The 21,887-nt window shown below is 41.4% G+C and carries 19 protein-coding genes; 11 read left to right on the top strand and 8 right to left on the bottom strand.

What is annotated here, in order from left to right; genetic code table 11:
- Positions 1-305: 305 nt before the first annotated feature.
- Positions 306-2,426, top strand: coding sequence for a tetratricopeptide repeat protein (locus V7K84_RS05820; protein ID WP_334836876.1), 2,121 nt, complete (start codon positions 306-308; stop codon positions 2,424-2,426).
- Positions 2,427-2,667: 241 nt separating this feature from the next.
- Positions 2,668-5,340 carry a pentapeptide repeat-containing protein gene (locus tag V7K84_RS05815; protein WP_334836875.1) on the top strand — a complete coding sequence of 891 codons (2,673 nt, stop codon included), beginning with the start codon at positions 2,668-2,670 and terminating at the stop codon, positions 5,338-5,340.
- A gap of 131 nt (positions 5,341-5,471) precedes the next feature.
- Here V7K84_RS05815 and V7K84_RS05810 read toward each other — a convergent pair whose 3' ends face one another.
- Both V7K84_RS05810 and V7K84_RS05805 read right to left on the bottom strand, forming a co-directional pair.
- Positions 5,472-5,690 carry a toxin-antitoxin system HicB family antitoxin gene (locus tag V7K84_RS05810; protein WP_334836874.1) on the bottom strand — a complete coding sequence of 73 codons (219 nt, stop codon included), beginning with the start codon at positions 5,688-5,690 and terminating at the stop codon, positions 5,472-5,474.
- Positions 5,691-5,874: 184 nt separating this feature from the next.
- Positions 5,875-6,162, bottom strand: a complete 288-nt coding sequence (locus tag V7K84_RS05805; protein ID WP_334836873.1) for a hypothetical protein — start codon at positions 6,160-6,162, stop codon at positions 5,875-5,877.
- A 111-nt stretch (positions 6,163-6,273) separates the two neighbouring features.
- Here V7K84_RS05805 and V7K84_RS05800 point away from each other — a divergent pair, with 111 nt between their 5' ends.
- Both V7K84_RS05800 and V7K84_RS05795 read left to right on the top strand, forming a co-directional pair.
- Positions 6,274-8,229: an ATP-binding protein gene (locus tag V7K84_RS05800; RefSeq protein WP_334836872.1), complete on the top strand. Its 1,956-nt coding sequence runs from the start codon at positions 6,274-6,276 to the stop codon at positions 8,227-8,229.
- Positions 8,230-8,276: 47 nt separating this feature from the next.
- Positions 8,277-8,435: a hypothetical protein gene (locus V7K84_RS05795; RefSeq protein ID WP_334836871.1), complete on the top strand. Its 159-nt coding sequence runs from the start codon at positions 8,277-8,279 to the stop codon at positions 8,433-8,435.
- Positions 8,436-8,543: 108 nt separating this feature from the next.
- Here the strand turns inward: V7K84_RS05795 and V7K84_RS05790 are convergent, their stop codons facing one another.
- The 4 genes from V7K84_RS05790 to V7K84_RS05775 form a co-directional block, all read right to left on the bottom strand.
- Positions 8,544-8,789: a toxin-antitoxin system HicB family antitoxin gene (locus V7K84_RS05790; protein WP_334836870.1), complete on the bottom strand. Its 246-nt coding sequence runs from the start codon at positions 8,787-8,789 to the stop codon at positions 8,544-8,546.
- A gap of 230 nt (positions 8,790-9,019) precedes the next feature.
- Positions 9,020-9,385 (bottom strand): hypothetical protein, encoded by a 366-nt coding sequence (locus tag V7K84_RS05785; protein WP_334836869.1) that lies wholly within the window; start codon positions 9,383-9,385, stop codon positions 9,020-9,022.
- A gap of 348 nt (positions 9,386-9,733) precedes the next feature.
- Complete coding sequence (locus V7K84_RS05780) at positions 9,734-10,402, bottom strand: (2Fe-2S) ferredoxin domain-containing protein (protein ID WP_334836868.1); 669 nt, start codon at positions 10,400-10,402, stop codon at positions 9,734-9,736.
- A 63-nt stretch (positions 10,403-10,465) separates the two neighbouring features.
- The gene (locus V7K84_RS05775; protein ID WP_334836867.1) at positions 10,466-10,723 is read right to left on the bottom strand and encodes an Asr1405/Asl0597 family protein; all 258 of its coding nucleotides are present in this window, start codon (positions 10,721-10,723) and stop codon (positions 10,466-10,468) included.
- Positions 10,724-11,177: 454 nt separating this feature from the next.
- Between V7K84_RS05775 and V7K84_RS05770 the strand changes: the two genes are divergently transcribed.
- The 7 genes from V7K84_RS05770 to nblB all read left to right on the top strand — a co-directional run bounded on the left by V7K84_RS05770 (position 11,178) and on the right by nblB (position 19,971).
- The gene (locus V7K84_RS05770; RefSeq protein ID WP_322669776.1) at positions 11,178-11,732 is read left to right on the top strand and encodes a Dps family protein; all 555 of its coding nucleotides are present in this window, start codon (positions 11,178-11,180) and stop codon (positions 11,730-11,732) included.
- A gap of 531 nt (positions 11,733-12,263) precedes the next feature.
- The gene (carB, locus tag V7K84_RS05765; RefSeq protein WP_334836866.1) at positions 12,264-15,530 is read left to right on the top strand and encodes a carbamoyl-phosphate synthase large subunit; all 3,267 of its coding nucleotides are present in this window, start codon (positions 12,264-12,266) and stop codon (positions 15,528-15,530) included.
- Positions 15,531-16,075: 545 nt separating this feature from the next.
- Positions 16,076-17,032 (top strand): RNA polymerase sigma factor, RpoD/SigA family, encoded by a 957-nt coding sequence (locus tag V7K84_RS05760; protein WP_094348517.1) that lies wholly within the window; start codon positions 16,076-16,078, stop codon positions 17,030-17,032.
- Between the two features lie 222 nt (positions 17,033-17,254).
- Positions 17,255-17,599 (top strand): DUF760 domain-containing protein, encoded by a 345-nt coding sequence (locus V7K84_RS05755; RefSeq protein WP_099102117.1) that lies wholly within the window; start codon positions 17,255-17,257, stop codon positions 17,597-17,599.
- 542 nt (positions 17,600-18,141) lie between these two features.
- Entirely contained in the window at positions 18,142-18,558 is a 417-nt protein-coding gene (gene mutT / locus V7K84_RS05750) for an 8-oxo-dGTP diphosphatase MutT (protein WP_334836967.1), read from the top strand.
- 181 nt (positions 18,559-18,739) lie between these two features.
- Positions 18,740-19,204, top strand: a complete 465-nt coding sequence (locus tag V7K84_RS05745) for a CBS domain-containing protein (protein WP_334836865.1) — start codon at positions 18,740-18,742, stop codon at positions 19,202-19,204.
- A gap of 101 nt (positions 19,205-19,305) precedes the next feature.
- Entirely contained in the window at positions 19,306-19,971 is a 666-nt protein-coding gene (gene nblB, locus V7K84_RS05740; RefSeq protein ID WP_334836864.1) for a phycobilisome degradation protein NblB, read from the top strand.
- Between the two features lie 160 nt (positions 19,972-20,131).
- Here the strand turns inward: nblB and V7K84_RS05735 are convergent, their stop codons facing one another.
- Both V7K84_RS05735 and V7K84_RS05730 read right to left on the bottom strand, forming a co-directional pair.
- Complete coding sequence (locus V7K84_RS05735; RefSeq protein ID WP_334836863.1) at positions 20,132-20,797, bottom strand: PEP-CTERM sorting domain-containing protein; 666 nt, start codon at positions 20,795-20,797, stop codon at positions 20,132-20,134.
- A 555-nt stretch (positions 20,798-21,352) separates the two neighbouring features.
- The gene (locus V7K84_RS05730) at positions 21,353-21,871 is read right to left on the bottom strand and encodes a DUF456 domain-containing protein (RefSeq protein ID WP_334836862.1); all 519 of its coding nucleotides are present in this window, start codon (positions 21,869-21,871) and stop codon (positions 21,353-21,355) included.
- Between the last annotated feature and the right edge of the window lie 16 nt (positions 21,872-21,887).

The raw sequence follows: 21,887 nt of genomic DNA, 5'->3' as shown, positions 1-21,887 counted from the left end.
CTCAGAAGGTCAAAGTTGAGCCTCAGAAGGTCAAAGTTGAGCCTCAGAAGGTCAACATTGAGCCTCAGAAGGTCAAAGTCGAGCCTCAGAAGGTCAAAGTTGAGCCTCAGAAGGTCAACATTGAGCCTCAGAAGGTCAACGTCGAGCCTCAGAAGGTCAACGTCGAGCCTCAGAAGGTCAAAATTGGAATTAAATTAAGGTTACACGTCAAAATTACCTAAAATAAGTTTAATAAATTCCGAAATACAGCATTTATATTTAGTAGTTATTCTATAAACATTAATATCCCGAAATTGAATCTTGTAATGAACCCACAAAACAAGCCCAAGAGTCTACAAGATATTCTTAAGCAACGTCAACAATCAGGTTTTGTGGGTCGTGAAGACCAAGTAAACCAATTTCGCCAAAATTTAGCATTACGCCCAGAAGACGATCGCCGTTGTTTTGTATATAACGTTTGGGGTCAAAGCGGAGTTGGTAAAAGTACCTTGCTGCGACAGTTTCGTAAAATTGCTGATGAAGCAAAAATTATTTCGGCTTACATCGATGAAGCTGAAAAAACTATACCAGAAGTCATGGGTCGTCTAGCTGAGGAGTTAGAACGGCAAGGTCATAAACTAACGCAGTTTACAGAACGCTACAAAGTTTACCGTCAAAAGCGCCAAGAATTAGAAACCGATCCAGATGCTCCTCAAGGCTTTTCGGCTTTTGTGAGAAAAACTGTCTTTAAAACTGGTGTGCGTTTAGCGCGTCGAGTTCCCGTTGACGGTGCTGAATTTGACTTTGTAGATGAGGATACTTTTGCTACCCAAGCCGGAGAATGGGCTTCTTATGTTGCAAAGAAAATAACAAATAAAGATGAAGTGCTATTAGTTCAAGAACCTGAAGAAGTTCTGACCCCGTTATTTTTGCAAGATATTTTTAAAATTGCAAAAGAAACTGCTGTTATTTTGTTTTTTGATACATACGAACGCACCGGGGAATTCTTAGATAACTGGCTACGAGAAATTTTGGAGGGTCGCCATGGTGAAGTATCTCTCAATATATTGATAGCGATCGCCGGTCGGCAAGAATTAGATAAAAATCATTGGGCACCTTACGAGGGGTTAATAGTTCGTTTCCCTCTGGAACAGTTTACAGAAGAAGAAGCCCAACAATATCTAACTCGCAAAAGCATTACAGACAATCGCATTATTGAAGTGATTTTGCGCCTTTCTGGAAACTTACCCCTGCTAGTAGGAATGCTAGCAGATGCTCATCCCAATGACCCCAACCAAGTAATTGAACCTAACAGCACTGCTGTAGAACGCTTTTTAAAATGGGTTGATGACCCTAAACGGCAACAAGTGGCGCTTGATGCTGCCATTCCTCGGTGCTTGAATCGGGATGTTATAGCCAAGTTGAGAGGAGAACAAGAAGCAGATGAGCTATTTACTTGGCTGAAAGAAACATCCTTTGTCAATGAACGCTCTGATGGCTGGGCTTATCATGATGTCGTCAAAACCCAAATGTTACGCCACAAGCGCCTTTCATCGCCGCAGGGTTGGGCTGACATACATGGCAAGTTAGCAGACTATTATGAAAACCTGCGAAACGATCTGCAATTGGACGAAGAGAATAAACAGCACGATCCTAGCTGGCAAAGCCACACATTAAACGTGTTCTACCACAATTTATGTCAGTCACCGCAAAGAAATTTGTCTGTATCTCTCAATGAATTTCTTGCTGCACTCAAAAATCAACGCAAATTTGCCCAACAATATGCAGAAACCATGCTTCAGGCTGGTAAAGATGCCGATTCTGCCGAAGTTCAGCGTTGGGGTGAGCAATTAGCAAATGGGTTAAAAGCTTATGAAGAGAACCTTTATATTGAACTTAACCCCAAATATGACTGGGCGATCGCACGTCGCGGTCAAACTTACCGATTAATGAAGCGTTACCCAGAAGCCCTAGAAGATTTTGACCGCGCAATCGAACTTAACCCTAAACTTGACTCGGCGATCGCCCATCGCGGTCAAACTTATCTGATGCTGAAGCTATATAATGAGGCTCTTGTAGATTTTAACCGCGCTATTGACTTACATTCTGACAGTAATTGGTATTTATATAATCGCGCTTTAGCCTACCAAGCCCTTAACCAACCAGATAAAGCATGGGCTGACCTAGCAATTGCTATCAACGTTGCTAAACAGCATTACGAAAAAGATGCTGAAGACTGGTCTAACACCTTTAATTTAGCCCTTTACTATTTAGCTGCTCAATATATTCAACCAGCAGAGCGGTTATATCGCTATGCCTTATCGAAGGGTGCTTCCTCAGAATCTGTTCGTAAAACTATCCAAGACCTAGATGATTTTTTAACCGTCTTCCCTGACCATGTGCAGGCTACATCTATACGACAGTTATTGCAGTCTTCTCTAAGTTAAAACTTCTTTGCGTGTGCGTAGCCCAACCCAGGTATCGCTCAACCCAATTACATACAAATATTAAGCGGAGCCTTTGAACCTCAGCGTTGAGCCTTTTATCCCCAATGTTGAGCCTTTGAGGCTGAAATTAGAAGTATATCTAGATAAATTGTTAAATTTACTACTGGTTTTCAGGAAAAATCTGATAAAACCTTGTTGAAATATACGAACTCGGTACATCTACCAGCGTCATACAACAGCTATGAGCAATACCTCTGGATTTTCAGTTAGCAAACCTGTTGCATTATGGAATAAACCCATTAACGCTGACTTTAAAGAACTATTCAAATCACTAGGAAAAGGTGTGATAAATGGGGTCTTAGGTCAGTGGGGAGAAGTAGCCAAAGATGCAGTAGAAGCTACAGCAGCACTAGGTTTAGGATCAGCACCAGAGGAAGTTGCTTGGTTACTAATTTACCGTTCTTTGGTAGAAGCAATAGTTAGTTTGATAAAAGGAAATCAAGAGTTACTGTTTGAAAAACCAAACGAGAGCGATCTTGAGCTATTGTGCGATCGCCTCAACGATTCCCTAGAAAGTATAGAATTGCGTATTGACCAAGATTTTTTTAACCGTCCTAAAGAGTTGCCCATTTTGGAAGTGATTAAAACTGCTTTTGCCGACTGGTTAAAATACTTTAGCGTCAATCCGGCACAGGCACTAACAATTAGTCATCGTCTTCCTACCTATTTTGTATTTGCTTTACATGAAGAGTGGGCAAAACATCCAGAGAAATATGCTTGTTTAAAAGAAGAACTGGATACCCCCTTTACTCAAGCCAATAAACGGGAACAGTCATGGCAGTGTTATTTAGCTTGGCTACAAAAACAGATTGAAGAACCGATGTTTTTAGAAGCTTTTAGTTTAAAACAGGTTTATGTTCCTTTACACGCCTACTATAAGCGGAAAGTTGCAGGTGAAAAATCAGAAGAATTTGAACGCAGCGTGAGAGATGATGATAAATATCAGCGAATTGTTCTTGACTTAGAAATTGAACTAGAAGCTTGGTTAGAAAAAGGCGATTGCCATGATGCAATTAGAGTGATTAGTGGTGGCCCAGGAAGTGGTAAATCCTCCTTTGCCAAAATCTTTGCAGCTAACCAAGCACAAAAAGGGAAAATTCCAGTTTTATTTATTCCCTTGCACCATTTTGAACCCTCGGATGACTTAGTTGATGCAGTTGGTAAGTTTGTGCGAGACGATGGCTTTCTCAAATATAATCCGCTAGATAAAGATAAGGCTGATTCACGCTTACTCATTATATTTGATGGTTTGGATGAGCTTGCCATACAGGGCAAAATTGCCACTGAAACTGCTAAACAATTTGTGCGCGAAGTCCAAAGAAAAGTAGAGCGCTTTAATGCGCGTGAAAATTGCTTACAAGTATTAATCAGTAGTCGAGAACTGGTAGTGCAAGCAAATATTAGCGACTTTCGCAAACCACAGCAAATCTTGCATATATTGCCTTATTTTGTGACTGAAGATGAAAGAAATAATTACATTGACGATCAAAACTTGTTGCAGCAAGATCAACGTCAAATTTGGTGGCAGAAATACGGCAATGCTAGCGGACGAGCTTATGATGGTTTACCACAAGAGTTAAACCAAGATAACCTTACAGAAATTACTGCCCAACCCTTACTGAATTACCTGGTGGCATTGAGTTTTAACCAGCAAAATAAATTTCCTACAGACGGCAATCTAAATGCAATTTATGCAAATTTACTCACGGCAGTTTATCAGCGTGGTTGGGCTGGTTATCAACATCCGGCTATTCGTGGAATTGAGGAAACAGACTTTGTTCGCATCTTGGAAGAAATTGCTTTAGCTTCTTGGCATGGAGATGGACGAACAACAACAGTCAGAGAAATTGAAGCCCATTGTGAAAACGGTAATTTAAAACGTCTTTTAGACAAGTTTCAGAAAAGTGCAAAATTAGGCGTAATTCGTCTTTTGATTGCCTTTTATTTTCGTGAGAGTGGAGTTAAGGAACAGGAAAAAACTTTTGAATTTACTCACAAAAGTTTTGGTGAATACTTGGCAGGAAAACGCATCGTGCGAGAAGTTAGACTTATTCATAAAAAGCTGAAGGCTCGCCAGAACGATCCAGACGAAGGATGGGATGAGCGCGAGGCTTTAAAAAGGTGGGCAATTCTGTGCGGTGCATCCCATATAGATGAATACCTTTTTAAGTTTGTTGCGGATGAAATGCGTTTACAGAATGCATCGGATGTTGGCAATTGGCAGCAGACATTATGCCATCTGATTGGTTTTATGTTGCATCATGGAATGCCGATGGAACGCTTGACTCCCAGACCTGATTTTCAAGAAGAAAACAGACAAGCACGAAATGCAGAAGAAGCGCTGTTGGCTGTGTTAAATGCTTGCGCTAGAGTGACAGAGACAGTTTCAAAGATTCAATGGCATACTCCTGAAGCTTTCGGTATCTGGATTTCCCGCTTGCAAGGGCAAAGAATCACTACTAATACTGATGTGTTTTGCTTGAATTGCCTGAGTTTTTTGGATTTACAAGGTTGCGTTTTAGTTTTTAAAGATATTGTTCAGGCGAATCTTGAAAGGGCGAATCTTGAAAATGCAAATCTTAAAGGAGCGAATCTTGTACGAGCGAATCTTAAAAGAGCAAATCTTGAAGAGGCAAATCTTGAAGGGGCGAATCTTGTACGAACGAATCTTAAAGAGGCGAATCTTGAAAGGGCGAATCTTAAAGAGGCGAATCTTGCACGAGCGAATCTTGAAGGGGCAAATCTTGCACGAGCGAATCTTGAAGAGGCGAATCTTCTACGGGCGTTTCTTGTAGGGGCAAATCTTGAAGGGGCGAATCTTGAACGGGCGAATCTTAAAGAGTCGAAAAGGTAGCAGACTTGAAGAAGATTCTAGTTAAGACTCCGATGAGCGATTTACAAATATTAAAAATTTGTAGTGACGTGACACAGCTAAATATTAAGCGATTTTTCCTTTTCATGACAATGTGCAGGTGATCGCTCAACTCAATTGCATACAAATATTAAGCGATCGCAAGATTCCGGTTCAATATCTGGTACTTTCGCTAAAACCGCGTCGTATTTTTCTCGACTGCCTCGCTTTGCTAACTCCCCTAGATAAATTTCAGTTGTGAGTGCAGCGATTTTCTCCGCAACTGCTGTCGCCACAAACTGATCGATAGAAATCCCGTCTTGTTTAGCAAGTTCCTGCAAACTTTTGTACAAAGAGTCAGGAAATTAGACGCTGAGGTTGCTCATGACAATGCTCCAATAGATTGCAAAAACTCTGATGTTATGCAGTTTTTGCATTTTGTATCCAAAGATTTTTGAAACCCGCGCAGGTGGTTACTGAGCTTGTCGTTCGCGCAGCGTCTCGTAGAGAAGTGCGGGTTTTGTATTTCGACTCCGCTCAACACAAGTCTGTATAGCCGCGATTTCTAATCGCCAAGGCATTTTTGACCCTCAGAAGGTCAACATCGAGCCTCAGAAGGTCAACATTGAGCCTCAAAAGGTCAACATCGAGCCTCAGAAGGTCAACTTCGAGCCTCGGAAGGTCAACGTCGAGCCTCAGAAGGTCAACGTCGAGCCTCAGAAGGTCAACATCGAGCCTCAGAAGGTCAACATCGAGCCTCAGAAGGTCAACATCGAGCCTCAAAAGGTCAACTTCGAGCCTCAAAAGGTCAACTTCGAGCCTCAAAAGGTCAACGCCTAAAAATTACCTCAAAAAAGTTGAGAAAATTCCGAAATACAGCATTTATATTTAGTAGTTCTGTCTATAAACATAGACGCTTCAAAATTAAATCTTATTATGAACGCACAAGATAAGCCTAAAAGCCTACAAGATATTGTTAAGCAACGTCAACAATCAAATTTTATCGGTCGTGAAGACCAAATAAACCAATTTCGCCACAATTTAGCACTACCCCTAGAAGACAATCGCCGTTGTTTTTTGTTTAACGTTTGTGGTCAAGGCGGAATTGGTAAAAGTACCTTGCTGCGACAGTTTCGTAAAATTGCTGACGATGCAAAAATGATTTCGGCTTATGTTGATGAAGCTGAAAAAACTATACCAGAAGTCATGGGTCGTTTAGCTGAGGAGTTAGAACAGCAAAGTTATAAACTAACGCAGTTTAGCGATCGCTACAAAGTTTACCGCCAAAAGTGCCAAGAATTAGAAACAGATCCAGATGCTCCTCAAGGTTTTTCCGCTTTTGTCGGGAAAACTATAGTAAAAACTAGTGTGCATCTGGCGCGTCGAGTTCCAGTTGGCGGTGCTGTATTTGATTTTGTAAATGAGGATGCTTTGGCTACCCAAGCTGGAGAATGGGCTTCTTATGTTGCTAAAAAAATAACAAATAGAGATGAAGTGCAATTAGTTAAAGAACCTGAAGAAGTTCTGACCCCGCTATTTTTGCAAGATATTTCTAAAATTGCTGATAAAACTCCTTTATTCCTGTTTTTCGATACCTCAGAGCGCACCGAAGAATTCCTAGATAACTGGCTACGGGAAATTTTTGAGAACCAGCACGGTAAAGTATCTGCCAATATATTAATAATCATCGCCGGTCGGCAAGAATTAGATAAAAATAACTGGGCATCCTACGAGGAATTAATAGTTCGTTTACCTCTGGAACCCTTTACAGAAGAAGAAGCCCGACAATATCTAACTCGCAAAGGCATTACGGACAATCGCATTATTGAAGTGATTGAAAACGTTTCTGGAAACTTACCCCTGCTAATGGAAATGTTAGCAGATGCTCGTCCTAATGACCCCAACCAGGTAATTGAGCCTAGCAGCAGTGCTGTAAAAAGCTTTTTAAGATGGATTGACGATCCTAAACGGCGACAAGTGGCGCTTGATGCTGCTATTCCTCGGTGTTTGAACCGGGATGTAATAGCCAAGTTAAGATCGGAAGAAGAAGCTGATGAGCTATTTACTTGGCTCAAAGAAACATCTTTTCTCAAAGAACATAGCAACGGCTGGGTTTATCATGATGTGGTCAAAACCCAAATGTTATGCCACAAACGCCATTCATCGCCGCAAGGTTGGGCTGACATACATGGGAAGTTGGCACAATATTATGACAGCCTACGGAACGATTTGCAATTAGAGGAAGATAACAAACAGCGCGATCCTAGCTGGCAAAGTCACACATTAAACGTTTTGTACCATAAATTATGTCAGTCACCGCAAAGAAATTTATCTATAGCTCTTAATGAGTTTCTTGCTCTACTCAAAAATCAACCAACTTTTGCCCAGCAATATGCAAAAACAATGCTTCAGGCTGGTAAAGATGGGGATTCTGCGGAAGTTAAGTATTGGGGTAAGCACTTAGCAAATATGTTAAAAGCTTATGAGGAAAAACGCTATGAAGATGCTGTGTATAATCGCGCTTTAGTCTACTTGGCTATTAAGCAACCAGACAATGCACGAACTTGCCTAGTGCCTGCCATCAAGCTTGCCACAGAGCATTGTAAAAAAGATGCTAAAGACTGGCATAATGCCTTTAATTTAGCTCTTTACTACTTGGCTGCTCAATATACTCAAGAAGCAGACCACTTATATCGCTATGCTTTATTAAAGGGTGCTTCCTCAGAATCTATTAGTGAAGCTATCCAAGACCTAAATGACTTTTTAACTGTCTTGCCCAATCATCTGCAAGCTACATTCATCTTAAAGTTGTTGCAGTCTTCTCTAACGAAGTCATATAATTTTCAACCTACCCCCCCAGAAAACCTACAAGTCCCAACAACAAACTGCTAATCAATTCTCTCTCTCATAGTGCAAGTCTATTTGAGTGGACTTACACTATGAGCCTGAGATTTCAAACTCTGGCACAAAAACGAGTAAGCGCAATATCCCAGTTAACTTGTATTCGGGAGACTGGGCTAAACCTAATTGCCTACAAATATGAAGCGATGCCTGCGGTGGGCTACGTCTACGCTACTACTACTTTACCTTTCTCATGACAAATCTTAGGCGTAGGCTAGTAAGAACCGCAGGCATTGCTTAAGTCAAAACTCTTGCAAACACTTGGGAAAAATTACCCCTAAAGGTAAATACCCTGCACTGCTTTGTTAGGCTGTCGGTAATTGATCGTAAGATTCCGGTTCAATATCTGGTACTTTCGCTAAAACTGCGTCGTATTTTTCTCGACTGCCTCGCTTTGCTAACTTCCCTAGATAAATTTCAGTTGTTAGTGCAGCGATTTTTTCCGCAACTGCTGTCGCCACAAACTGATCGATAGAAATGCCGTCTTGTTTGGCAAGTTCCTGCAAACTTTTGTACAAAGAGTCAGGAAGTTGGACGCTCAGGTTGCTCATGACAATGCTCCAATAGATTGCAAAAACTCCGCAGGTGTCATTGTGGAACTGTCATAGAGGCATGATACTGTCTCTCGCTTTAGGAATCAATGCTGTTTTGCGGTTCTAATCCCCATTTGAAAATGATTGCAATGGATTATTACCTTTGTGATGACAAGCAGCATTTCGTAGACGTAGCTTGCCGCAATGATGTATCCCTACGTTATCAGCCAGGTAAAAAAGAGATTTGTCTAAATCCACTCAAATCCCTGTGTGGCTAAAAATTCTTTAGCTGGTTCCAAAATATCTTTGCTTAAAATCAGTTTGACTTTTGGAGAACTAAGATACAAACGAAAACGCTCAATAAAAAGTTGGTTAGCAGGTTCAATCTTCCTAATAGAACCCCAGGGAATCAACAACGGCGTAAGTCCCAAGCTAAACAACGGGAAAATACTCAGATAAATCCCTTGAGGATTTGTACCAACGTTTAAAGTTCCTTTGTAATACACCAAACCCACAGAACCGCTTTGCATTCGGGAGAAGTTTTGTGGCGGCGCTTCTTGGGTGCTGTAGAGTTTAGCGAGGCGATTCCAGTCATGACGGAATACAAAAATCATGACTATCGTAGAAAATGTCAAAAAAACGATGTATATCCACTGCGGGGTGTGTGGCATTTGTTTTTAAGTCATTGATGATTGACGCTTCCACTGTAAGCGATGTTTAACAACAAGCCTCAGTGCGTCTACGTATTCATCAATCAATCACATCCCTTTGAATCTTTCCAAATTACCGAAGCATTCCGGTTAAAAATTGCTTAATTTAAACTCTATTCATTCAAAAAACTGGCCTTAATGAAAGCCAGTTTTTTGATTTTATTGGAAACTTCTAACGGATTTTACGGCCGAGTATTAACGGAACACACTTGAGAAGATATTATTAAGCTTTCTCATTCAAATGTCAAGATTTTATGAACTAGTTCCCCAAAGTTTGCCATTAGATATCGCTACTTTCCTTAAATTCTCAGGCTGTGCTTCTAAATTTTTGTCGCCAAAATGCTGATTCATCAAGGCTGGAACCTGTGCAGCTTGAATTCGGCTATGGCGTGTTTTATCTGGCATTACTAAATTCGGCCCAGCTTTACAGTTCTTCATACAACCAGTGCCCTTGATTGTAACTTGGTCTTCTAAACCGCGATCGCTTAAAGCCGCCTCCAACGCCTGACAAACTGCTTTACCACCGCGTTTCATACAATCAGACTTTTGACATACCAAAATAGTGGCCTTAGCCTTAGCTGGTTTTACCTTGACATTATCAATAGATGGGGGTTCTTGTGGTGCTGCGATCGTTTGAATTGTTGCTATTTCAGAACGCGCCGCCATCACACGTTCAGCTTTCAGTGTAACTTTGTCTTTTTTTATATCGTATTCTTTATAACCAACAACTTGTAGCCAAGTACCTGCTGGTAGCCGCAAGTCAAAACCAGCCCGTAAGTGTTTAGCAAGTTTAATGTAGCATTCACCCTCATGAGTACCTAGCAGCAAACCTTTCAGCTTATAGCCGTCTTTAATCACAAAATCTATAAATCTGCCCTCAAGGCAAAATTCTGATACTTCCATATTGTGAGATGCACCCATTTTTTAACCTCCTTTTAACTAGTACAAGCTATTAAGCGAGATATTCTCAGCAGTAGCAAAAAATTAGAACTGTTGATAGCGACTTTTCCAGCAACACTCAAGAGTCCAAATTTGGTCTTGACGAGAGGCTGTAAATCGCTGTACTACACTCCAAAGTTGAACAGCCGCAGTCGGATTGCTAATTTCAACTTTTAATGGCTGGTTAGCCGCACAACTACAGGGAATGTCTAACTCCTCTAAGCGTTGATAGACTTGCCAGCGGTCTACCCAATTCACCTCTACAAGGTGGTTTATTTCTATTTCTGAACTATGCGATTTCAAGAGAATTGCCCTCAAAGTGCAACAAACTTGCAGTAACTACCGCCATTTAACTCCCTGCTTTTTGAAAATCTTAGTAGTCTAGCTTCTTAAAACCAGCATACCTTAAGTGCAAACAATTCTCATTAATTTTGCAAAAAAAATAAAATTCTTGCGATCGTCCCATGAGAGAGATCCGGGGGATGACAAGGAGTATTAGGGCAAGGAGGTATTTACTTCTCTATCTCCCCTCACTCTTTCGGAATATATGCACATTTAACTTTTTATGTCAATAGTAATGAGAAATATACACAACTTGATGAGCTTGCCATAATTTAGCCAACGATCAACTTAAGACTTTTAGTAAACAAAAATACAAAATCTTGTGATGGCAAATTGGCTTGCTATTATTGCGAAAATGTTAATATGTAAAGAATAAGCAGTTAAAATCTATAATTGCTAAATAGCGAGGAGAACAATGTCTGAAACGCAAACTTTGTTACGGAACTTTGGTCATGTATATGACAATCCTGTGTTGCTGGATCGCAGTGTAACCGCTCCAGTTACAGAAGGATTTAACGTTGTATTAGCTAGTTTCCAGGCACTGTACTTGCAGTACCAAAAGCATCATTTTGTAGTTGAAGGCTCAGAATTTTACTCTCTGCATGAGTTTTTTAACGAAAGCTACAACCAAGTACAAGACCACGTTCATGAAATTGGAGAACGTTTGGATGGACTGGGTGGTGTGCCAGTAGCTACCTTCAGCAAATTAGCAGAATTAACCTGTTTTGAGCAAGAATCTGAAGGCGTATATTCCTCTCGCCAAATGGTGGAAAATGACCTAGCTGCCGAACAAGCAATCATTGGCGTAATTCGTCGCCAAGCCGCTCAGGCAGAGAGTTTAGGCGATCGGGGCACACGCTATCTATACGAAAAGATTTTGTTGAAAACTGAGGAACGTGCGTATCATTTATCTCACTTCCTCGCCAAAGACAGCTTAACTTTAGGGTTTGTCCAAGCGGCTCAAAGCTAAAATTTTCATAATCTAGATTTGTCTAACTAGACTGAAAGGAAAAGTTGGCAGCACCAACTATTAAAATATTATAAAAAATGGCAGAGAATGGTATCCCTATTTCTCTGCCATTTTTAATCTAAGTAAACATATTTATATAATATTTAACGTTGAAAATATTTAGCAATTAGCTAGTTAAGATAAATTTTTATCTAAGTACTCTATTTGTGCATAAATAAGCAGGCAGATATACACCAAAATAAATCATCATTTATTGCAAGTTTCATCAGATTAAATAATAAAGATTCGCAAAAGCTTTAGAAATTTTAGGTTCATAATTAAATAAAATTAAAAATACAAAATAATTGTTGGGCATTGGGCATTGGTTATTAATTATTCTCCTCTGCTTCCCTGCTCTCCTGCCCCCCTGCTCCCCGTTCCCCACTCCTTCCTGTCATCAAACTTAGAAAACTTAATAATAAAAAGCACCAGAGGGGGTAAAGACCCTTAAAATGATCAGGATTTCTATTCTCATATTCCAAGGCAACGACTATGCCCCGCCGTGATGACCTCCAGAAGATTCTACTGTTAGGTTCTGGTCCAATTGTGATCGGACAAGCCTGTGAGTTTGACTACTCTGGCACTCAAGCCTGCAAAGCGCTCCGAGAAGAAGGCTATGAAGTGGTTTTGGTCAACTCCAACCCTGCAACGATTATGACCGACCCGGAAACGGCCGATCGCACTTACATTGAGCCGCTGACGCCGGAATTGGTCGAAAAAGTCATTGAGAAAGAACGCCCCGACGCTTTACTGCCAACGATGGGAGGACAAACCGCCCTCAATCTCGCCGTTGCTTTAGCCAAAAATGGCGTGTTGGAAAAGTACGGCGTTGAGTTAATTGGCGCTAAACTCCCAGCGATCGAAAAAGCCGAAGATCGAAAACTTTTTGGTGAAGCAATGGCAAGGATTGGGGTAGCTGTTTGTCCTAGCGACACAGCTGAATCTTTAGAAGAAGCCAAAGCTGTTGCCCGCCAAATTGGTACTTATCCCCTAATTATTCGTCCTGCCTTCACAATGGGAGGAAGTGGCGGTGGCATTGCCTATAACCAAGAAGAATTTGAAGAAATGGCACAAGTGGGTATAGATGCCAGCCCCGTTTCGCAAATTCTCATTGACCAGTCTTTACTAGGCTGGAAAGAATATGAACTCGAAGTGATGCGTGACTTGGCTGATAACGTGGTGATTATCTGCTCCATCGAAAACCTTGACCCGATGGGCATTCACACAGGGGACTCTATTACCGTCGCTCCCGCGCAAACCCTCACTGATAAAGAATATCAAAGGCTGCGGGATATGGCAATCAAAATCATCCGCGAGATCGGGGTGGAAACTGGCGGTTCTAATATCCAGTTTGCCGTCAATCCGCTGAATGGTGATGTGGTTGTAATTGAAATGAACCCCCGCGTTTCCCGTAGTTCGGCTTTATCTTCCAAAGCCACGGGTTTCCCGATCGCCAAAATGGCTGCAAAATTGGCTGTGGGCTACACCTTGGATGAAATTAAAAATGACATCACCAAGAAAACTCCCGCGTCATTTGAGCCGACAATTGACTATGTAGTGACAAAAATCCCCCGCTTCGCCTTTGAAAAATTCCCCGGTTCTGACCCAGTGCTGACAACCCAAATGAAATCAGTCGGGGAAGCAATGGCAATTGGGCGGACATTCAATGAATCCTTCCAAAAGGCACTGCGATCGCTCGAAACCGGACGCGCTGGTTGGGGTTGCGACAAAGCCGAAAAATTACCTAGTGGCGAACAAATTCGCGCCCAACTGCGGACACCTAACCCCGATCGCATTTTCTCCGTGCGCCATGCCTTGCAACTAGGAATTAGTGCTGAGGAAATCTATGAACTAACTGGTATTGACCCGTGGTTCCTAGATAAATTTCAGCAACTGCTAGATGTCGAAAAATTCCTGAAGCGGACACCTTTGCAGCAATTGACAAAAGAGCAACTTTATGAAGTGAAGCGAGACGGATATAGCGATCGCCAGATTGCTTATGCCACCAAAACCACCGAAGATGAAGTTCGCGCTTACCGCAAATCACTAGGGATTATCCCAGTTTACAAAACCGTAGATACCTGCGCTGCTGAGTTTGAAGCGTTTACTCCTTACTACTATTCTACCTACGAAGAAGAAACAGAGGTAATGCCCGCAACCAAGCCAAAAGTATTAATTTTGGGTGGTGGCCCCAACCGCATTGGACAAGGAATTGAGTTTGATTATTGTTGTTGTCACGCCGCCTATGCCTTGAAGAAAGCGGGGTATGAGACGATTATGGTCAACTCTAACCCAGAGACAGTTTCGACAGATTACGATACCAGCGATCGCCTTTACTTTGAGCCGTTAACAAAAGAAGATGTTATTAACATCATTGAAACTGAAAATCCAGTGGGTGTAATAATTCAGTTTGGCGGACAAACACCGCTAAAGTTGGCTCTACCATTACAAGAATTTCTTAGAAATGAAACTTCTGGACTGCTCACTAAAATTTGGGGTACATCGCCAGATTCCATCGACATGGCAGAAAACCGGGAGCGGTTTGAAAAGATTCTCCAACAGTTGAATATTTCCCAGCCGCCTAATGGTATCGCGCGGAGTTACGAAGACGCGCTGATTGTCGCCAAACGCATTGGCTATCCGGTGGTGGTGCGTCCCAGCTATGTGTTGGGGGGACGAGCGATGGAAATCGTCTATTCCGATTCTGAGTTGGAACGCTACATGAGCTTTGCGGTACTCATAGAACCAGAACATCCGATTTTGATTGATAAGTTTTTAGAAAACGCCATTGAAGTCGATGTAGATGCGATCGCAGATCATACAGGACGGGTGGTGATTGGTGGCATCATGGAACACATTGAGCAAGCAGGAATTCACTCAGGAGATTCTGCTTGTTCCCTACCTTCCATTTCCCTATCACCAGCAGTTCTCAATCAAATTCGCACTTGGACGGTGCAGCTAGCACAAGCATTGTCAGTCGTAGGGTTGATGAATATTCAATTTGCCGTTGTCGGTGCAAGCAGCTATTCTCCCCAAGTTTACATTCTAGAAGCCAACCCCCGCGCCTCACGCACAGTGCCCTTTGTATCTAAAGCAACGGGTATACAGTTAGCGAAACTAGCATCCTTAATTATGTCGGGGAAAACCTTAGAGGAGCTACATTTCACTGAGGAAGTCATTCCCACACATATTGCTGTAAAAGAAGCAGTATTACCCTTTAATAAATTCCCAGGAACTGATACAATATTGGGCCCAGAAATGAGATCCACTGGTGAGGTGATGGGGATTGACAGCGACTTTGGCCGTGCCTTTGCCAAAGCGGAATTGGGTGCTGGGGAGCGTTTACCGCTAACGGGAACTGTATTTGTATCAATGAGCGATCGCGATAAAGCTGCTGCAAGTGGTGTGGTGAAAGAATTTATCGATTTGGGCTTTACAGTGATGGCTACCCTTGGTACACGCCGAGTTCTTCTGGAACAGGGGCTAAAGATTGAATTAGTCTTAAAACTCCATGAAGGTCGTCCCCACGTGCTTGATGCGATCAAAAACAAGAAGATCCAACTTATTATCAACACACCTTCAGGGGAAGAAGCCCAGACTGATGCTAGGTTAATCCGCCGCACAGCCTTAGCTTACAAAATTCCCATCATCACTACCATCGCCGGTGCAAAAGCTACCGTCGCCGCCATCCGTTCCTTACAAAATACGACTTTGGATGTAAAAACTATCCAAGAGTACTGCCCGATTGCGAGGGAATAGGGATGTAGGGGGGCACGGGGGCAGGGGAGAATAATTAATAAATAACTAATGCCCCATGTCCCATGCCCAATTCTCAGAAAAAATTAAACAATTGTTAGAAGGGAATGAATATAGTTCTCATTGAGATACTTTAACAAATATGAGGAAAATTATTTGAACCAGATAATTTCTTAAATTGACTTTTAGTCAGCCTTAAGATAGAGGGCAACGTTGCATTAACTGGAAAAACCAGGAGATTTCATGTCGTTATCTAGCCAAAATCTTCTCATAAATGTTACAATTTTTAATAAGACTTCCATAAAAAATGTTTAAAAAGCAACCTTTTATCTAACTGTAGATACTTGTGAAAACTAGGAAATAACTGTAGTTTTAGCAGTTAAGAAGCCTAAATTTGATGATTATGAGCAGCCGAGTTTCTCAGGCGCGTAAGTTGCAAACCATAACATGGGTTCCCAGTCTGACTGGGTAGCACCCTAATAAATAAAGAAAGCATCTATCCCTTAATGACCCTACCGCCAACCCCATCATTACCAAAGAGTAGCGCCATGAAGACCGCTCAGACAGCCACAGACCTCGTGCGGACTTACCTGCGTGAGATTGGCCGTGTGCCACTGTTAACACACGAGGAAGAGATTTTCTATGGTAAACAGGTGCAACGTTCCTGTGCTTTGCACGAATCAAGGGAATCTCTTGCCACCCAGCTAGATCGTCAACCGACTCTAGAAGAGTGGGCCACAGCAACAAACTTAGAACCAGCAGAGTTGAACGAAGCGATCGCAGATGGTGAAATTGCCAAGCGCAAGATGGTAGAAGCCAATTTGCGGCTGGTAGTGTCCGTTGCCAAAAAATATATCAAGCGCAATGTCGATTTACTGGACTTGATCCAAGAAGGTAGCATTGGTATGCAACGGGGCGTAGAAAAGTTTGACCCCACCAAAGGGTACAGATTTTCTACTTATGCCTATTGGTGGATTCGGCAAGCGATTACTCGTGCTATAGCCGAAAAAGCTCGCACTATTCGGCTGCCGATCCATATCACCGAAAAATTAAATAAGATTAAAAAGGCACAGCGCCAACTGTCTCAAAAATTGGGACGCGCTCCTACGGCTGGGGAGCTAGCTGAAGAATTAGAATTGACCCCCAAACAAGTACGAGAGTATTTAGAAAAGGCGCGTTTGCCTCTTTCTTTGGATTTGCGGCTGGGTGATAACTACGACACCGAACTCGGAGAAATGCTGGAAGATCCAGGAGCTTCTCCCGAAGAGTTTGTTATGCAATCTTCCCTATCTTATGACTTAGATCGTCTGATGGGCGATCTAACACCACAACAGAGGGAAGTAATCACACTGCGCTTTGGCTTAACTGATGGGCAAGCTCTGACTCTGGCTAGAATTGGTGAAATATTGAACATCAGTCGAGAACGAGTCCGCCAAATTGAACGGGAAGCCTTAAGCAAACTTCGCAAGTCTAAAGCCAACATGGATGAATATTTGGCAAGTTAGAAGTTAGGAGTGATGAGTTTGTAATTAACTCCCCACTCCTCACCTATTTATTAGGGTGAGAAAATACGCTGACTTTGGTACGGTTACACCTACTTCCACTCTTGCGCTAGGCTGTTACATTAGTTGACAGGAAGACAAAATAACTAAGTCAAATCCAAAACAGACATTTAATATTCAAATCACAAGCACCGCAGCCAATAGTGGTAGTTAAGGAGCTAAAAAATGAGTAACCCATCCAATCGTGTCTCAGAATTTTTTAATAGCGAATCAGAAACTAACGATTTACTCTGGCAGTACGTTAAATCCTTGAGTCCAGAGACAGTTACCCAGCTATCCAAACCCACGTCTGCCGAAGTCTTTCAGGTGATGGAACGGAATATTACAGGACTATTAGGTAATCTACCTTCAGAACACTTTGGTGTTACTGTAACCACAAATCGGGAAAATCTAGGTAGGCTTCTTGCTTCTGCGATGATTAGTGGTTATTTCTTGCGTAACGCTGAACAGAGAATGAATTTTGAAATGGCCCTACAAGGATCTGAAACCGACAACAGCGAAATTGACTAGAAATGTAAAATTTGGGAAATTCAATATTGTTGGGTTGAGAGCTAATCAGAGTTACAGTGATACGAATTGAAAATAAATCTCTGCTAAATGTTTGCCAATAATCCCCAATTATACATCTAGCTAAGTTTTTTCAAATATCCAAAATTAGTGACAAATTCAGGTTGAAATTTCAACGCAGAGGAACGCGGAGTCTTTGATTTCGCTTCTCTGTAAACTCCTGTAATTTTGTGATTAATTCAATCAATTATATGATGTCAGGGATGTCAGGCTAGTTAGTTATAACTCCCAAACCTATGCAGAAAGCATAAAAATCTCTCCTCTAAACCTTTTTTGCGGCCTGAATAATAAGTCTTTAACCGAATATGGTATTAGAGGCTTATTTATAAATGATGAATTCACATTTGTGGATAAACGAACAGCGCTAAATGACCTTTGCAATAAATCAAAACTCGGCAGAGTTACAACTAGTCTGCCGAGTTTTGTTATTAGTCAAGAGTCAAAATTCACCAATTCTCTCCCTACTCCTTACTCCCCATTCAACTATGAGTGAAACCAGTTCTTTCCCACCCCATAAAATCATTGGTGTTGCAGTAATTTGGAATGACCAAAAGCAAATTTTAATTGACCGCCGTCGTCCAGAAGGAGCAATGGGTGGTTTGTGGGAATTTCCTGGTGGTAAAATTGAGGCTGGTGAAACCATCCAAGAATGTATTCAACGGGAAATTTCCGAAGAACTGGGAATAGTGATTGAAGTGGGAGAGCATCTGATTACTATTGACCACAGCTATACAAACTTGCGCGTTACCCTTACAGTACATCACTGCCGCCATCTTACAGGTATCCCCCAACCTTTGGAATCCGATGAAATTCGCTGGGTAACTTTGGAAGAACTGGAGCATTTTACTTTTCCGAAAGCAAATACTCAAATTATTGCTGCATTAAAAGGGACTGAGGGCTAGGAAAGAAGCAGAGGGAGCAGGGGAGCAGAGGAGAATAATTAATAACCAATGCCCAATGACCAATGACAAATGACAAATGAGAAATTACTAATCCCGTAACAATCTATTAATTGCATCAGGTTGAGTCCCGCAATTTTCTACAATAGGCGCAGGGACTTTGATTTAAGGTGTCAGCAAATAAATGCCTAAAACCGTTGCCGATGTGATGAGCCGCGATCCTATTGTTGTTCGGGAGGAAACTCCACTCAAGGAAGCTATCCAAATTCTCGCAGAACGCCATATCAGCGGACTACCTGTTGTGGACGATCTCGGTAAATTGGTGGGCATTATCTCGGAAACCGATTTGATGTGGCAAGAAACTGGTGTTACTCCACCTGCGTACATTATGTTTCTTGATAGTGTTATCTATTTAAAAAATCCTGCTACGTATGACCGTGATTTGCACAAGGCTCTAGGGCAAACCGTTGGGGAGGTGATGAGTAAAAACCCGATCGCTATTTCCCCTAATAAAACTTTAAAAGAAGCAGCTACAATCATGCACGATCGCAGCGTTCACCGCTTGCCAGTACTTGATAGTGCAGGTCAAGTAATTGGTATCCTCACTCGTGGTGATATTATTCGGGCTATGGCTGCTAGTCAAGATTAGTCAAAAATAGAGACGCGATTAATCGCGTACAAAAGCCAAAAATAGAGACGCGATTAATCGCGTCTGTCTTTTTTATACATTTGAAAATCAAGGATAACTAAATGAGTATTACTCCGGAGTCTGTTAAGCAATTGCTCAGTTCTGAGGATTTAGGCGATCGCTTACGTGCAGTAAATCAAATCCGCGAATTGGAACCTGCGATTGGCTTTGAATTAATTCAAAGTGCTATTGGCGATCGCAATTCCCGTGTCCGTTACTCAGCAGTTAGTCAAATGGATACACTGGGAACGCAGGATTTACAGTTATCCTTGGATATTTTGCGCGATCGCTTACTTCATGACTCCGAAGTAGATGTACAAGCAGCAGCAGCAGACTGCTTGGGCGCTCTAAAGTTACGTGAAGCTTTTGAAGATTTACAGCAGCTTTATCATACAACTGGGGAATGGCTAATACAATTCAGTATTATTGCTACATTAGGAGAGTTGGGCGATCCACGAGCCTTTGAACTACTCAAAGAGGCACTTTCATCAGAAAATGAATTAGTCCAAACTGCTGCTATTAGTTCTTTGGGTGACTTGGGAGATGTACAAGCAGTTCCTCTGTTGGCTCCCTATGCTACCAACCCAGATTGGCAAATTCGTTACAGACTTGTACAAGCCTTGGCTCGTTTAGGTAATCCAGAAGCCAAATCTATATTAGAAATTCTGGCTAATGATGAAGTAGATGCGATCGCAAGCGAAGCTAAAAATTCTTTGCAGTCAGTTTAAGTCTATCTAAGGTTAAGAAAATTCACCATTCATATAGATTTATCTGGCAGTATAAAAAATTCGACCTGGTTGGTAAATTTTGCATTCCAGCCAGATCGAAATAGATTAATTAGAGTTACTTTTAGCAATTAAAAGTAACTTTTTTATATTTAGGATAGGACTATTGAATGACACTTTTGCGACGGCGAGACATAACCATGCCAGCACCAACTAAACCTAAACCTAGCATTGTGGTTGGCTCAGGAACGCTAACTGCTTCGAGAGTTAAGTGGTACTCGCTTGTTTTTCCATTAAGAGAAGCACCCAAATTGCCAACCCCAATAGTTTTTCCATTGAAATTAAATTTCCCCGTAATCCCATCCAATATTACGTCATTAATGTTGGTAGCTGATTTCCGAGTTCTGGTAACTACAGAATCATCTAGATCAAAAGTGAGAAGCGCAGTAGTACTACCCAAGGTTTGCGATCCGAAATTAATGAACGGAGTGTAAACGCCTGTAGAATATGTAGCTGTTGTGTTTGATATATTAGCTATCTTGGTTAAATTTAGAGTGTTAATGTTAATACCTGCGCCTGATAAGCTTGGTGAGAAGGCTGCAAAATCACCATCAGTATCAACACTATCAACATCGACAAATTTAATACTGGTAGTAGCTGGATTGATTCCATCACTAGGAACGATAGATGTACCAGTAAGACCAATACTTCCGTTCAAGGTTACAGCTTGAGCCGAACCAGCAGATGTAAACAACCCAGCAGTTGCCAAAGGGATTGCAAAACTAGCAGCCAGAGTAGCGTTTAGTAATTTAGATTTAAAATTAATCATGAGCCTTTGAGAGTCCTAATAATAACCTGGAACAGAGAAATTGATTGCTTGACTTTTACTATTCAGTAATCTATCTAAAATACTGTCAGTGAAAGCAAAACTTGCGTGATGTATTTCTTATCTCCATAAAATCACATAGACTTAGAACCTGCAATATTTACTGAGTGGTCTTCATCACATCTTCAACTAATAAATAGTCTTCATAAAATTTTAATTTCTTACATATCTGCGCTTCGTATATCTCTTACTCTCTAGGGTTTAAATTATTGACAATAGCTCTGACTTTAATCAAAACTATCTGCATAATGTCCAAAAAAAGTAATTATTTATACTTAATACTACTAAACCAGATTTTAGTTCAATGGAGTATGCAGTGTATCTATAATCTTTCGAGTTGCCAATATTTACTGAAACGGTTCCTCTCATAGAATAAATGGGAGAAACCGCTGTATTTGTTTACTACGGATAGTCTTTGCGCTCAAATTGAATGTTTGTAACAAATAGTTAATTGCTAGCTATTAACGCTGTTCTCAAATCTGTCAGATTTTTCAAATGCTAAGAGCCAAAGACTTGTGGCCAGGTTGTTACAACAAAAACTACAACTGCGGCGATCGCTAACAACCCTTGAATCAAATTTCCAACCAAAGACCCAACTACAATTCCTATACCCGCTTTAACCGCCAACCCAAATTCGCGCCGGTAAAGGTACTCACCAATAATTGCTCCCAAAAGGGGGCCTAGTAAAATTCCTAACAGTGGCCCCCCAAAAGGTAAAGTTGGCAATAATCCCAAAAATCCTACCACTAAGCCGACAATTGCGCCAATTTGCCCCCACTTGCTAGCTCCTGCTTGTTTTGCTCCTACATAGCTAGCTAAAAAATCTACTCCGACACTGAGCAGTAAAACTACAATTGTCACAATTAGTGGAATCTTGATAGCAGCAAAGGAACTACTAACGATTCCCCAGATGATAATTGCAATTAAAATTAAGCTGCTACCGGGAATCGCGGGAACTACAGCACCAATAATACCCACAACCATTACGGCGACTAATAGCCAATAAATAATTTGCATAGATCAATTGTAAATT

It is taken from the genome of Nostoc sp., from assembly GCF_036917315.1.
GTDB lineage: Bacteria > Cyanobacteriota > Cyanobacteriia > Cyanobacteriales > Nostocaceae > Nostoc.
The sequence above is the reverse complement of the archived record's forward strand: the minus strand, read 5'-3'. Positions and strand labels throughout refer to the sequence as shown.